At 61.6% G+C, this 12,477-nt stretch carries 9 protein-coding genes and 1 CRISPR repeat array; of the genes, 3 read left to right on the top strand and 6 right to left on the bottom strand.

The window, feature by feature from the left end:
• Positions 1–38: 38 nt before the first annotated feature.
• Positions 39–1,477: a CRISPR direct-repeat array (repeat unit 38 nt; unit sequence CTTTCAGTATCCACAAGCGGATCGAGACCCCTGCCACC).
• A gap of 628 nt (positions 1,478–2,105) precedes the next feature.
• The 5 genes from BGC09_RS13690 to BGC09_RS13670 all read right to left on the bottom strand — a co-directional run bounded on the left by BGC09_RS13690 (position 2,106) and on the right by BGC09_RS13670 (position 6,990).
• Complete coding sequence (locus BGC09_RS13690) at positions 2,106–2,390, bottom strand: hypothetical protein (protein WP_069804554.1); 285 nt, start codon at positions 2,388–2,390, stop codon at positions 2,106–2,108.
• Positions 2,391–2,477: 87 nt separating this feature from the next.
• The gene (locus tag BGC09_RS13685; RefSeq protein WP_141727781.1) at positions 2,478–3,707 is read right to left on the bottom strand and encodes a tetratricopeptide repeat protein; all 1,230 of its coding nucleotides are present in this window, start codon (positions 3,705–3,707) and stop codon (positions 2,478–2,480) included.
• 311 nt (positions 3,708–4,018) lie between these two features.
• Positions 4,019–5,392 (bottom strand): helix-turn-helix domain-containing protein, encoded by a 1,374-nt coding sequence (locus BGC09_RS13680; protein ID WP_069804552.1) that lies wholly within the window; start codon positions 5,390–5,392, stop codon positions 4,019–4,021.
• Between the two features lie 517 nt (positions 5,393–5,909).
• On the bottom strand, positions 5,910–6,194 hold the full coding sequence (locus tag BGC09_RS13675; RefSeq protein ID WP_069804551.1) for a hypothetical protein: 285 nt from the start codon (positions 6,192–6,194) through the stop codon (positions 5,910–5,912).
• On the bottom strand, positions 6,157–6,990 hold the full coding sequence (locus tag BGC09_RS13670) for a helix-turn-helix transcriptional regulator (protein ID WP_069804550.1): 834 nt from the start codon (positions 6,988–6,990) through the stop codon (positions 6,157–6,159). The genes BGC09_RS13675 and BGC09_RS13670 overlap by 38 nt, the downstream gene beginning before the upstream one ends.
• Positions 6,991–7,229: 239 nt before the next feature.
• Between BGC09_RS13670 and BGC09_RS13665 the strand changes: the two genes are divergently transcribed.
• From BGC09_RS13665 to BGC09_RS13655, 3 genes are all read left to right on the top strand, one after another.
• A complete protein-coding gene (locus BGC09_RS13665) occupies positions 7,230–7,721 on the top strand; it encodes a response regulator (protein ID WP_069804549.1) in 492 nt (163 codons plus the stop codon).
• A gap of 76 nt (positions 7,722–7,797) precedes the next feature.
• Complete coding sequence (locus BGC09_RS13660; protein ID WP_069804548.1) at positions 7,798–8,472, top strand: LuxR C-terminal-related transcriptional regulator; 675 nt, start codon at positions 7,798–7,800, stop codon at positions 8,470–8,472.
• On the top strand, positions 8,438–8,911 hold the full coding sequence (locus BGC09_RS13655; RefSeq protein ID WP_069804547.1) for a hypothetical protein: 474 nt from the start codon (positions 8,438–8,440) through the stop codon (positions 8,909–8,911). The genes BGC09_RS13660 and BGC09_RS13655 overlap by 35 nt, the downstream gene beginning before the upstream one ends.
• A 57-nt stretch (positions 8,912–8,968) precedes the next feature.
• Here BGC09_RS13655 and BGC09_RS13650 read toward each other — a convergent pair whose 3' ends face one another.
• Positions 8,969–12,385, bottom strand: coding sequence for a Swt1 family HEPN domain-containing protein (locus BGC09_RS13650; RefSeq protein WP_069804546.1), 3,417 nt, complete (start codon positions 12,383–12,385; stop codon positions 8,969–8,971).
• Positions 12,386–12,477 lie beyond the last annotated feature (92 nt).

Raw genomic sequence — 12,477 nt, 5'->3', positions numbered from 1 at the left:
GCGCGATTGCGTGCACTACTGCGCCAATGATGTGCAAACTTTCAGTATCCACAAGCGGATCGAGACCCCTGCCACGTTGCATATGATAGCAAGTGAGGTATGGGTATCTACCTGCTTTCAGTATCCACAAGCGGATCGAGACCCCTGCCACGTTGCTTGACCTGGTGCTCAGACAGGAAAAGGGACGCTTTCAGTATCCACAAGCGGATCGAGACCCCTGCCACTTGTCCGGTCACCCGAGTCTCTGCCCCCGTGGCCTCTTTCAGTATCCACAAGCGGATCGAGACCCCTGCCACTTGGGAAAATTTCTTCGGAATTTCCAAAGCCACTTGTCTTTCAGTATCCACAAGCGGATCGAGACCCCTGCCACCAAAAGCGACGGATGGATCATACGAGAATGAATTAAGCTTTCAGTATCCACAAGCGGATCGAGACCCCTGCCACCGAGAGCCGGCCAGACTGGCTCGCGCGGCTCTACACTTTCAGTATCCACAAGCGGATCGAGACCCCTGCCACTCTGATCCGTCGCCTCATTGCGCCGGGGGTTGATCCTTTCAGTATCCACAAGCGGATCGAGACCCCTGCCACTTCCCGTGTCCCTGCTTGCCAGAGCGGCATGACCAGCCTTTCAGTATCCACAAGCGGATCGAGACCCCTGCCACTCCCCACAGCAGCAGGCAACGCGGGTAGCATTGCAACCTTTCAGTATCCACAAGCGGATCGAGACCCCTGCCACTCGAGCTGGACGCGAAGCAGCCGGTGAGCCTGGCATCTTTCAGTATCCACAAGCGGATCGAGACCCCTGCCACTTATCCGAGTCTGCCAAGCCCTTGGCATCACCCGAGCTTTCAGTATCCACAAGCGGATCGAGACCCCTGCCACTCCCTACAGTTTGGGGGACTCCATTGACCAGGATGGTACTTTCAGTATCCACAAGCGGATCGAGACCCCTGCCACGTAGTGACTCCAGAAGCCGGCTCGCATTGTTGAGCTCTTTCAGTATCCACAAGCGGATCGAGACCCCTGCCACCATCCAGCAAAGCAGAGAAGCGGATACAAAAAGCCAGCTTTCAGTATCCACAAGCGGATCGAGACCCCTGCCACCAAAAGAAGAGCAATGACACGTCTCATCACCAACAACTCTTTCAGTATCCACAAGCGGATCGAGACCCCTGCCACCGAGTCACGATGATTTAGCCCGGGCCATCGTTCCGGTCTTTCAGTATCCACAAGCGGATCGAGACCCCTGCCACCTTCCGCTCCATTCTTTCGGCCAATCTCCTCCAGAAGCTTTCAGTATCCACAAGCGGATCGAGACCCCTGCCACCTCCTTCTCTTTTTGCTCTTGCTCTTGCCCTGTTCATTCTTTCAGTATCCACAAGCGGATCGAGACCCCTGCCACCAACTGGAACCTGGACGTCGCCAGCGCTTGCGTTGACCTTTCAGTATCCACAAGCGGATCGAGACCCCTGCCACCGCAGCCGGCGGAAGAGCATTGGGGATACTTCTCACTTATTCTATAACGATCGAGGCCCCATTTTTGGCATCTGAGCGCCTCGTTTTTCCCCTTCCCCAGCTACCAACATCTATCGTATCACGACCTTTCTCGAAACTCGTTGTTTGCAAGCCGCAAGGGGCGAGTTTCGAGAAAGCACCAACAGATTTCTTATCAGAAAAGCAGCAGAAGATGTGCGATTCTGGCCAAAAGCGGTCAGAATCTGACCGCATTGGGGTGATAGCCGCGGCGAGTTTCGAATCGGCCTCTCAGAGGGGCCATTTTTTGGCCAGGCTCCCTTTCCTCCCTCTCTTCTCTCCTCCCCAAAAACAAAAAAGCTCGCGGGCCTGACCCTGCCCGTGCGCTCGCGTACATCCTGGGAACGAGGAGCCGCAAAATGAGGAGGCAAGGAAAGCCATCCTCGCGGTCTGGCGGACGGTGCTGCGCGCGGCGCTCAGCCGCGCCGGCTACCAGGTCCAGACCTGCAGCGACGGCCTCAGCACCCGGGCAGACGCTGGCCACGTGGGCCCAGCGCCTCCCGATAATACACTCTCGAAGGGAGCAGTCGCTCAGCCTGGCGTCAGACGGAACGACTCTGGTTTAGCCCTGCTCAAGCCTCTGCTCGGGCACAGGTATGCCCAGCAAAGCGCCGCCGCACTGCTACTAGCTCTTCAGCAACCAGACGTCCGTCGACCAGGGTCAGCGGCTGCAGCACCTGCCGACAGGAAGCACAGCGAGCCGTCAGCCGGTCTGTGGCAGGCTCGCGTTCCAAAAGCACATAGGCATCTGGTTCGCTGCCACCGGTCAGCCAGCGAACGACGTCCGGCCCTTCCGTTCGGAGACGCCCGGCATTGGTTTCAAGAACGTGGCGAATCTTCTCTTCGGCGGGTGACATAGATTCCCTCCCTCATCCTGTATACCCCTCAGCAGGCCCAACGGCAGCAAGAGCCTGGCTGCGTCTCTGCCTCAACGCTGCGCGCTCTCAAGCAGGGCGGCTGAGTAACTGCTGTAAATCGCGCAGAGCATGTAGTGGCGTCTTGCCCTGACACTGCTGATACAAGCGCTTGATACGCTCCTCCTTGGTGGGCAGGTTGAGCGCGCGGGTGATGCGCAGGGCGTCTGTGAGAACGTAGCAGCAGCTTTCCAGGTCCCCCTGAGCATAGTAGGCATCAGCCTCGGCCAGTAGCAAATTCAACTGCCAGCGTGTCATACCTGGTTGCAGATGCTTGCGCGCCACGCCGAGAGCTGCCAGCGCCTCATCGTGCCGACCGAACATCGTGAGGGCCTGGGCCTTCTCGATGGCGATGCTGGTCAGATCCGTTCTAACGAAGCTGCCGTCGGGGGTCAGATCCCCTTTGCGTGCAAGGCGAGCGGCCTCCTCGAAGTAGCGCAGGCTCTGCTGTTGCCGGCCCTGATCTGCTCCGGCCACATAGCTGAGAGCCTCCCCAGCCATCTGGAGGCACTTGCCTTTGAGGGGGTCACGGGCGAGGTCGGCATACGGTAAAGCGGCAGCAGCATCCTGCCAGGCAGACTCGTAGCGTTGCAGGCCCAGATAGACCCGAGCACGCCGTAGATACGCCGCCGCCAGCAATTCAGCATGGTTGAGCCGACCGGCAATCTCAACAGCCTGGGTAGCATATTCCAGAGCCTGGGCCCGGTCCTGGCGGTCACGCGCCACGACCGATGCAAGCTGATAGAAGCGGCAGCGGAGTGCATCGTACTGATCCCGCTTGAGGCCGCTGGCGTGGGCAAAGTCGCTGTTGAGCTGTCCGAGCGCCTGGTGAATGCTCTGGGCGACCTTCTGGGTGCTGCTGGTGTAGTAGAGTTCCCAGGAGAGAGCCAGCAGGCTTTCGTAGGACTGCATCATCTGACCACTGGCCAGTGACTCGATCCCCACGGAAGAGGAAGCCAGTTCCAGGGTTCCATCGCTGCTGGCGAGCGCGACGGAAGACAGACCGAGCAGAACGGGCGGGATCTGGAGCACTTTGGCCAGCAGGATGCGACGGGAAAGCAGCTCTGGCATCGTCTTATTCTTCGGACTCTTGAGCATGGTGACGTATCTCTCTGTGCACTGTAATCGGCGTGCTAGTTCCTCTTTCGAGAGGCCGCTGAGCGCGAAATAATAGGCAATGACTTCCCCCGTGCAGGGCAGATTATTCTCCCCTGGACTAAATCGCCCATACACATACCACCAGTAGTATGGTTGTTCCATACAACTCGCCTATCTTCCAGATAGAAGCGCCTCCTGAGCACAGTATAGCTACTCCGGGCAACAATTTCAATCATGTAATGAGGTAGGAAGGAAAAGAATTTTCCTTTTTGGGCAAGCACCGATTTACTCCTCACTTAGATTGCACTATGTTAGATGTAGCACTGTAAGTAAGAGCACTTAAATACAGCACGCTTGTTTAGAGATAAGCGGAAAGGAGGCATAGACATCATGCGCCCAGGACCCACCATTCTCGTGGTTGACGATTCGCTGGTCTGTCGAACGGTGCTGCGCGTGGCCCTCTGATGCGCGGGCTAGGAGAGGCTCGCCTGCTCTAGCAAACGGAGCATTCTATTGAGCCGGGCAACGCAAGGCAGGCGCTTCCATTGTTGCAAGGCTTGGGCCAGCCGATGGACTGCTCTGAGCGCTCGTGGTGAGCGCGCCTGGCAGGCGCACATCAGCGCCGCTTCAGTCAACGAGCAGGCTTCTTCAAGCTCCCCTTCGCGCGCAGCCACGTGGGCCAGATCCACCAGGACCAGCGCCCGGCGCCTGGAGGGAGTTGCAGGAAGCCACTGCAGTGCCTGATGTAGCGAGGCTCTGGCCTGGGTGAGGGAGCCAAGAGAGAGGTAGCAGCGACCCTCATAGGCCGCACAGGCGCTGACCTGGAAGCCCGTCCAGCGCTGATCAGGGCTTTGCTCGGCCTGACTCTGATCCAGCCAGCTATGGACATGTTCCAGCGCCCGTTCGCAGCCGGAACGATCCTGTTCTTGGGCCAGCACTTCTGCGCGCATCATTTCCAGCCAGGCCAGGCTTTGGCCACTGAGCTGGCTGCTTTGCCCTAATGCCAGCGCGTGCTCTAGGGTCGGCAAGGCTGCTTTGCCTGCTCCCTGATAGACCAACAGCCAGGCCTGCCGGCCCGCAGCCAACGCCCAGAGGGCTGACTGCTCTCCCTCGCGAGCCAGCTCAATGGCGAGTCGATAGGAAGCGGCAGCGCGCTCTCCGTCGTGCTGATCCAGGGCAATTTCGCCGAGTATCTGGGCGCTATTGCTACAGACTGCGCACAGCCGCCGCTGAATAGCCAGCGGTTGCTGTGCATGCAGCAACTGGGTCAGGGTCATCAGATGGCCTGAGACTGCATGTAGCAGGTCGCTTTTGGCCAGCGAGGAACGATATAACTCCCAATAGAGGTCGGTGACGGCCTCTAGATGGGCCAGGGTGGCGGCGTCGGTACGGGAGGGCCGCTTGAGCGCCAACGCCAGGCGTTCCCAGGCCTCCGCTTCGATTAGCTCTTGCGCAGTCTTGTGCAGCCAGGGGGCTGCCGTTACCAGCGGTAGCAGCAGTTGCTGTAATAAGGCACGTCTTAGACGATCGATGGCGGTGGCTCCTTCCCCGAGCATGGTAAGGAACGGGGATGCTTCGTCTGCTTCGGCTTCTGCGCTCTGCGTCCATTCTAGCAGATGAGGGCCGCCACCGGGAAGGGATCGGCAGACAAGCAGCTCGGGAGGACATGCTAGCAGCCTGGCTATGGCTTCCAGACGCTTCCTGGGAATTCGCACGCGCCCGGCACAATAGTCGAAGAGGGTTCTTACAGGGATGCCCGTCTCGCGGGCGACTTCAGCAATGGTCAGGCCAGCCTCTTTGATGGCAGCTCGCAGGTGATTGGCGTGATGACACGTCTTCTCGCGCATAGTTGTAGCCTCTTCTCAGCGCCAGCCCGGCTGTGGCCCGCAGAGCTGCACGCTTTCTGCAGGGATTCTGCACAGATGTCACCGTCAAGGGGCACGCTCGTCCGGCTCGATAGCCTATACTTCAAGAGCAAGGGTAAAGTCAAGCAAAGGATAGCACATTTCTCTTTCTATTAAAAGATGTTCTTGTGTAAAGAAGAGGTCAATTCATCTGTTAGAGAGAGGACAGGCATGCTGCTGAGCTGCGAAGTCTGCAAGTGAAAAGAGTGTCTGTCAGAAAGGAGTATAGACATCATGCGCCCAGGGCCCACCATGCTCGTAGCTGGCGATTTGCCGGTCTGTCGGACGGTGCTGCGTGTGGCCCTCAGCCGCGCCGGCTACCAGGTCCAGACCTGCAGCGACGGCCTCAGCACCCGGGCAGACGCTGGCCACGTGGGCCCAGCGCCTCCCGATAATACACTCTCGAAGGGAGCAGTCGCTCAGCCTGGCGTCAGACGGAACGGCTCTGGTTTAGCCCTGCTCAAGCCTCTGCTCGGGCACAGGTATGCCCAGCAAAGCGCCGCCGCACTGCTACTAGCTCTTCAGCAACCAGACGTCCGTCGACCAGGGTCAGCGGCTGCAGCACCTGCCGACAGGAAGCACAGCGAGCTGCCAGCCGGTCTGTGGCAGGCTCGCGTTCCAAAAGCACATAGGCATCTGGTTCGCTGCCACCGGTCAGCCAGCGAACGACGTCCGGCCCTTCCGTTCGGAGGCGCCCGGCATTGGTTTCAAGAACGTGGCGAATCTTCTCTTCGGCGGGTGACATAGATTCCTCTCCTACTTAGAGAACGTAAACGTGCGATTCCTGCTTCATCGAGGGGAAACACATAGGCTACACGCCCGGGAACCAAGGATTTATCGGCCAGCTGCTGAAAGCCGAGCTTCCGAACCAGGTTGTCGCCTTCTCGTGTGGCGGTAACGGTATAGAGATGCTCGATCTGGTAGCCGTTGGCCAGAAAGTCGAGAAGTACATCGGCAATGCGCGAGATAATTAAGGAGGCGTAGAACGAGCGGAGGTGTGGGTCAAGACGTGGATCAATGGCCAGCACGTCGATGTAAATATCAAAAGGCTCTATCCGGGTAAAGGGGAGCACGTCCTCAACCCTGATATCGCGCTCAATGTGCCTGCCTGTGAGCAGGTCATCCAGCAAGGCAGGGGGAAGTCGGAAGAGTGACAGGTAGCCTACAACTCGCCCATCGACCTTCAATGACCAAAAGGTGTGCTCGCTCTTGCGCTGAAATGCGATGCGCTCCGCCAAAGGAGTGATGAATTCACTGCCGAAGCAGCGAATACCGATGTCCATTTCTTCTACCTGGTCGCCCGGCGTCGAACGTGAGAAGATGATTCGCTCGTGGACACGCAGGGCCAGGTTCATCGTCAGCGCCAGTGCATCAATATCGCGTTTGGGGTAGACGCCACGCTTGGCCCCTGGCCTGAGCAAGCGAGGGATTAGCCCTTCATTGACATATTGATGAAAGGTCGTCCTGGAGAGGCCCAGGCGCTTCATGGCCTCGCTGGCTGTGTAGTAGTCGCGGTCTGCTTCCGGTTCTGGCTGGCTCATGCAATCCCTCCTTTCAGGCCACTATAGTATAGCACAAAAGCTGAAAACTAACCAGACAAGCAGTATTTTTCTGGTCCTTCTCAATCTTGCAAACTATCAGAATCATAAGAACTTGACAAATCAAATAAACTTGAGTATGCTGATGGGTGTCAGACGATAGCTGACCAGACTGGATATGCTGTACTAGAGGTCATCTTTGTCCGTGTCACGTGGTAAGTTAAGAAAGGGGAAAGGACATCATGCGCCCAGGACCCACCATTCTCGTGGTTGACGATTCGCTGGTCTGTCGGACGGTGCTGCGCGTGGCCCTCAGCCGCGCCGGCTACCAGGTCCAGACCTGCAGCGACAGCCTCAGCGCCCTCTCAGCGCTGGCCAGCCCCGGAGCACCCCCGCCCGATCTGCTCCTGCTCGACTGGCTCCTGCCCCATCTTTCCGGTCTCCAGCTCACCTATCTCCTGCGCCACCAGACCCGCTATCCCCGTTTGTCCCGCCTGCCCATTCTGATGCTGAGCTGCCGTCACAGCACCCTCGACCGCCTCAAGGCTCGCCTGGCCGGCGCCTCCGCCTTCCTGGCCAAACCCTTCACCATCGCCGACCTGCTCGCCACCGTGCAGCACCTTCTCACCTTCGCCCCTCCTCACCTGCCTCCCTTGCCGCTCCCCCCTTCCGCTCCACCTCTCCCCCCGGCTCCCTGGTCGCTTTCCCCACCCTCGTTCTTCCCTTCATCATAGACGGCTTGCTTGCTCATCCCGACAAGACGATGTTCGTTTCTACCTGTATTCATGCACTGAAGGAGGAAGACACCTTATGACTCTCACCTGCCGGCCCAGGGCTGACCGCCGGTGGCGACGGCCCCTGACCCCGCGCCAGTGGCAGATCGTCCTCTTGCTGCGCCGCGGCCTCTCCCGCCAGGCTGTGGCCGCCCAACTGGGCCTTGCCCCTCACACCGTCGCCGTTCACCTCTCCCTGTTGCGCCAGCGTCTCTGTCTCTCCCGCCACAGCGATCCACTCGCGCATGTCCCCTGGGAGCAGTGTCCGCCCGCGCTGCTGCCGCCCGAGGGGTTGCCTCCGCTGCCTGGCAAACCAGCAAGCCAGCCCGAGGCGCCCACCCTCCCCGAACGGCGCTCATCGCCGGCGCTCAGACTGCGCGGACTGCGCCGCTGGCAGGTGCTGCTCTTGCTCCGGGCCGGGCTGACGACCACGGAGGTGGCCAGACAGTTGGGGCTGAGCCGCAACACGGTCTATGCGCATCTGGAGCAGATCCACACCCGGCTAGGGCTGGGGCCAGCGCTATCGCGGCTGGCCGTTCTGGACTACGTTCCCTGGGAGCAATGTCCGCCCGAGCTGCTCGCCTGGTGTCAGGACGAGCTACGCCGTCTGGGTCTGCCAGCCCAGGTAGCTGTGTCGACCGGAGAAGAGGCATCAGATGCAAAGGAGGAAGCCAGTCATGAAGATCCGCCAGCAGCCCGGGTCTGGCGTTAAGCTTGAGCTGGTGCGACGCCTGCGGGAGCAGGAGCCGACGCTGGCGCCCGTCTCCAACGGACAGGGCGAGTCGCCGGCAACCTGGCGGCATCTGGAGGAGGCGGTCGCGACCCTGGGTCAGGCTGAGGAGCAGGCCGAGGCGATGGAGCATGTGAGCGAGGTCTGGCAGGCCATCGCGGCGGCGCGGAGCCACCTGGCAGGACTGCCGCCAGCGCGGGCCTGGCAGATCCTCCTCTGGCCCTTCCGCCGCGAGCTGGCCGCTCTGGCTCTGGCCTCCTCGCCGGACGAAGACGCTGGGGATGAGGCGCCGGCCTGCGCTCTGCTGCAGACTGCCGACGGCCCGCCTGACATCTCCGCTTGGGCCGAGGAGGACCCGCCAGACCAGGACGCCGCGACGCGCCACGTCGGTGACTGGCCACGTTTCGTGGAGTCAGGCTGAGCTGAGACGGGCTGGCGTCCCGATCTGGCGGGCCGGTTGGTTGGCCTGCCGGGTAGACTACTCGCTCTCGAAGCCGAAGTCGGAGAATTTCAAGGTACGACAGTTCTCCTCGACGACCTGACGCTTATGGGCCGGGAAGCCGTCGGGGAAAGTGGCCTGGATCTCCAGGGTCACCTCAACTTTGGCCCCGGGCAGACTCAGCAGATGCTGAATGACCTCGCTGACGATGGTGTGAGCGCTGCTGGTGAGGTGCCGCGGATCGACAGAAACGGCCCCGTAGAAGCGGCGCTGTGGTGGCTCGGTGGCGACCGTTGCTGAGCTGCCAGCGACTGTATAGGCGGTGCTGGCCGACTGGCTCTGCTCGTAGAGCGTAGCAGGTGAAGTCTGTAGCGCCGGCGCGGTCCCTGGCGCGCTGCCAGCGGGAGCGGGGGCGCTCAGGGTGCTGGCTGCCGCCTGGGCCAGGCGGGCACGCTCAGCCTCGGCTCTGGCGCGCGCCTCGGCCTCTAGCTGGGCGGCGGCCACCTCCGCCTTGACCACCAGGCCGGAAGGCTGCACCTGCTCTTTGCTCATAGGCTGACCGGCGCGCAGCCCCAGGTAGCGCTGACGCTCCTCATCCCAGGTGTCGGCGTAGGCAAAGCTGTCGTCGCGCCACTGGGCCAGGCCCACGCCCTCGGCGATGGCCTGTAGCAGGACCTCGGGACTCTTGAGGCGCTTGAGATAGAGATAGCGCCCGTAGAAGTCCTGCAGCTCCTTGACGCTGACGTGGTTGCCGCGCCAGAGCGGGATACTGTCCAGCTCCCGGCGCAGCCAGGTTGGCGCGTAGCGCTCGACGAGCTGTTCGCTCTCGCGCAGGGTGAAGCTGATGGATTGTGCGATTTGCTTCGGCTCCTGGCCGGTCATCTTGAGCTGACGCTCATCCAGGAGGATGCTGCTGCTGTCGCGGGCGTTGCTCTGCTCGGGGATGAGCAGCCAGCAGTAGCTTTCGGTGATGCGCAGATCAACGGTCTGGTTGGCCTCCTTCTGCTTGCTCTGGGCCTGATTGAGCTGGGCCAGGTCCAGATTGAGGCTCTCACGATCGTCCCAGATGCCTTTCCAGGCCAGAAACTCGCGCACGCCCTCCTTGAGGCCCTCGATTCGGTGGCGATCGGCGGCCAGGAAGATCAGCGTATTGCAATACTGGCGGCGCCCATTGCCGTGCTCCTGGAGCAGGCGCAGGGCCTCTCTGTAGGCCGGGCTGTGGCTATCTTTGGCGCCATGACTAAACTGCGGCTCCAGAATGACCAGGGCGACGCCATTGTTCTCGTCGGGCACCTCGGCGCTGCTGGAGGGAAAGATATGGATGCGGGCAAAGGCTCCGCGCTGTTTGGGGCCGCTGAGGCTCTGGTGCAGGCGCTGCTCAAGCTCCTGGCTGATCTCGTAGTCCTGGACCTGGCGGGCGCGGTCCTGAGCCAGGCGCGTGATGCTGACGCGCGTGTCGTACCAGTAGCGCTGGCCATCGTACCAGAGGTGGGTTGAGCGATTGGAGAGGTGGCCCAGCGCGTCGCTGAAGGCCGAGATGTTTTCGCCGGGCATGACGCAGCCCAGCTTGATCTCGCTGACGGTCAGGCCGCGATTGGGATTGTGGACGGTGGGCGCCGTGCCCAGGAAGAGGGTACGGGCCACGCGCCGGCTGGCACCGCAGTGGCCCAGGTTAGGATACTCGCCGTCGAGGCGCAGCGGCAGCGAGTCAGGCCCGTCGACGTCCCTGGCGATCACTGGACGCCAGTTGTCTTCCAGGTAGTGCATCAGCTCGTCCTGGACGATGGGGGCGTCGATGGGGACGCTGCCGGGCATGATGAGCGGATTGGGGTCGTTGCGCTCCCAGAGCGTGCGCACGACGCTGGCCATCAGGCGCAGGACGCCGCGCGTGCGCTGGAAGCGTTCGAGGGTCGACCAGGCGCCGTAGAGGCGGTCGAAGAGTTCGGGATGGATGGGGTAGGCGCGCCTGATGCGGTCTTCGTAGCTGGCTTCATGGCTGGCGCTGGGAAACTCCTGCTGGTACTGCTCGTAGAATTGGACGAAGGTGCGCGCTACGGCGTCGCGGGCCTTGAATCGGTCGGGAGTGACCAGGTCTTTAAAGAGGCGCCGACGCACGATCTCAAAGCTCTCTTCGGGACTGGCAGGACTCCAGGGGGCTTCGATGCGGCCAAAGATCTGGCTCAGGCGGGCCAGGGCCTCTTTGCCGCCCTGGCCGCCGGCTTCGCTGTCGGAGGCGGGCAGCGAGGCGACGAGCTGGACGAGCGGCGTGCTGCTGACGGCCTCGCTGAGGGCCTGAGCAAAGCTGAGATTGGCCTCGAAGGTGCCGGCGGGCAGGTTGGGGTTGTGATAGAGCTGGCGCAGATGGACGATCCATTCGTCGATGAGGATCAGGCAAGGGGCGGCGTCTGCGAAGATCGTGCGCAGGGTGTCGGAGCCAGGGCTGACGCCATGCCGGTCGGCTTCGGCGACGCGCTCGTAGCCGTCCTTGCCAAGCAACTGCCAGGCCAGTTCTCCCCACAGGGTGCGAATGGTGCAGCCATCCGGCTTGTGCTGGACGTCGCTGGGAGAGATGGCGTGGCCGACGATAACAACGCGCTGGACGCCGGGCAGGCTGCTGAGGTTGACCGCTGACAGGAGGCTTTCGACGCCGGCCAGCTCGGAGGCCGGGTAGCCAGAGAAGAGGTGGTAGAGGGCCAGCAAGGAGTGGGTCTTGCCGCCGCCAAAGTTGGTCTGCAGGTTGATGACGGGGTCGCCGCCCTGGCCGCTGAGGCGGCGCAGGACGTTGGTCAGCAGGCGGCGCAGGCCCTCGGTCAGGTGGGTGCGCTGGAAGAATTCGCGCGGGTCCTGGTATTCGGCTGGGGCACTGCCTTGTACCACCTGGGCCAGATTGGCGGCGTATGTGGCCAGGCTATATTCGACACCGATGACGTCGGGCCGCGGCGTGATGATGCTGCGCCAGGAGGGCAGCCCGGCGACGCCTTTCTCGGCGACCAGGGCCGAGGTGCGCCGGGCCTGCCGCTGGGTCTGCTCTTCGTAGCGCCGGCGCATCAGCTCAGACATGAGCTGCTCGCACTGATCGGCCTCATTCGCCGAGATGGCTTCGAGCAGGCGCTGTGCGCTGTCGCAGGCGCGGTAAGCGTCGCTGGTGTCGAACGGCTCCTGATGGGCCCAGCGGTTGCGTGTGTCGCGCAGCTCGCTGACCAGGCTGCGCTCAAGTGGTCCCAGCGTCTGCGCAAAGACCTGGTTCCACTGGTCCCACATGATGACGAGCAGGGCCTGGACGTCGCGCAGGAGATCTTGATCCTCGGTGATGTGCTCTTTATGCAGGGACTGGGCGGCCTGTTTGCGCCAGTTGGTGCCATAGGTGTTCTGCATCTCGCGCTCGACGAAGGGCTTGAGGCCGTCGCGGAGATAGGTCAGGGCCTGACCGACGTATTCGTGGTTGGTGCGTGGCATATAGGGGGTCGCTCCTCTCCAGTTGCTCGCTTACTAGACGCTCATCAGGCAAACGCCAGGGTCATCGTCTCTCCCAATAAGGGAGAGACGGC

The sequence above is a fragment of the Thermogemmatispora onikobensis genome, assembly GCF_001748285.1.
Lineage (GTDB): Bacteria > Chloroflexota > Ktedonobacteria > Ktedonobacterales > Ktedonobacteraceae > Thermogemmatispora > Thermogemmatispora onikobensis.
Note: the sequence above shows the minus strand (reverse complement) of the source record. Positions and strands in the feature narration are given on the sequence as shown.

Excerpts from the sequence above, each read along its gene's own strand:
- BGC09_RS13675 (WP_069804551.1), bottom strand. The coding sequence starts at position 6,194 with ATGTCACCCGCCGAAGAGAAGATTCGCCACGTTCTTGAAACCAATGCC.
- BGC09_RS13665 (WP_069804549.1), top strand. The coding sequence starts at position 7,230 with ATGCGCCCAGGACCCACCATTCTCGTGGTTGACGATTCGCTGGTCTGT.
- BGC09_RS13670 (WP_069804550.1), bottom strand. The coding sequence starts at position 6,990 with ATGAGCCAGCCAGAACCGGAAGCAGACCGCGACTACTACACAGCCAGC.
- BGC09_RS13680 (WP_069804552.1), bottom strand. The coding sequence starts at position 5,392 with ATGCGCGAGAAGACGTGTCATCACGCCAATCACCTGCGAGCTGCCATC.
- BGC09_RS13650 (WP_069804546.1), bottom strand. The coding sequence starts at position 12,385 with ATGCCACGCACCAACCACGAATACGTCGGTCAGGCCCTGACCTATCTC.
- BGC09_RS13690 (WP_069804554.1), bottom strand. The coding sequence starts at position 2,390 with ATGTCACCCGCCGAAGAGAAGATTCGCCACGTTCTTGAAACCAATGCC.
- BGC09_RS13685 (WP_141727781.1), bottom strand. The coding sequence starts at position 3,707 with ATGGAACAACCATACTACTGGTGGTATGTGTATGGGCGATTTAGTCCA.
- BGC09_RS13655 (WP_069804547.1), top strand. The coding sequence starts at position 8,438 with ATGAAGATCCGCCAGCAGCCCGGGTCTGGCGTTAAGCTTGAGCTGGTG.
- BGC09_RS13660 (WP_069804548.1), top strand. The coding sequence starts at position 7,798 with ATGACTCTCACCTGCCGGCCCAGGGCTGACCGCCGGTGGCGACGGCCC.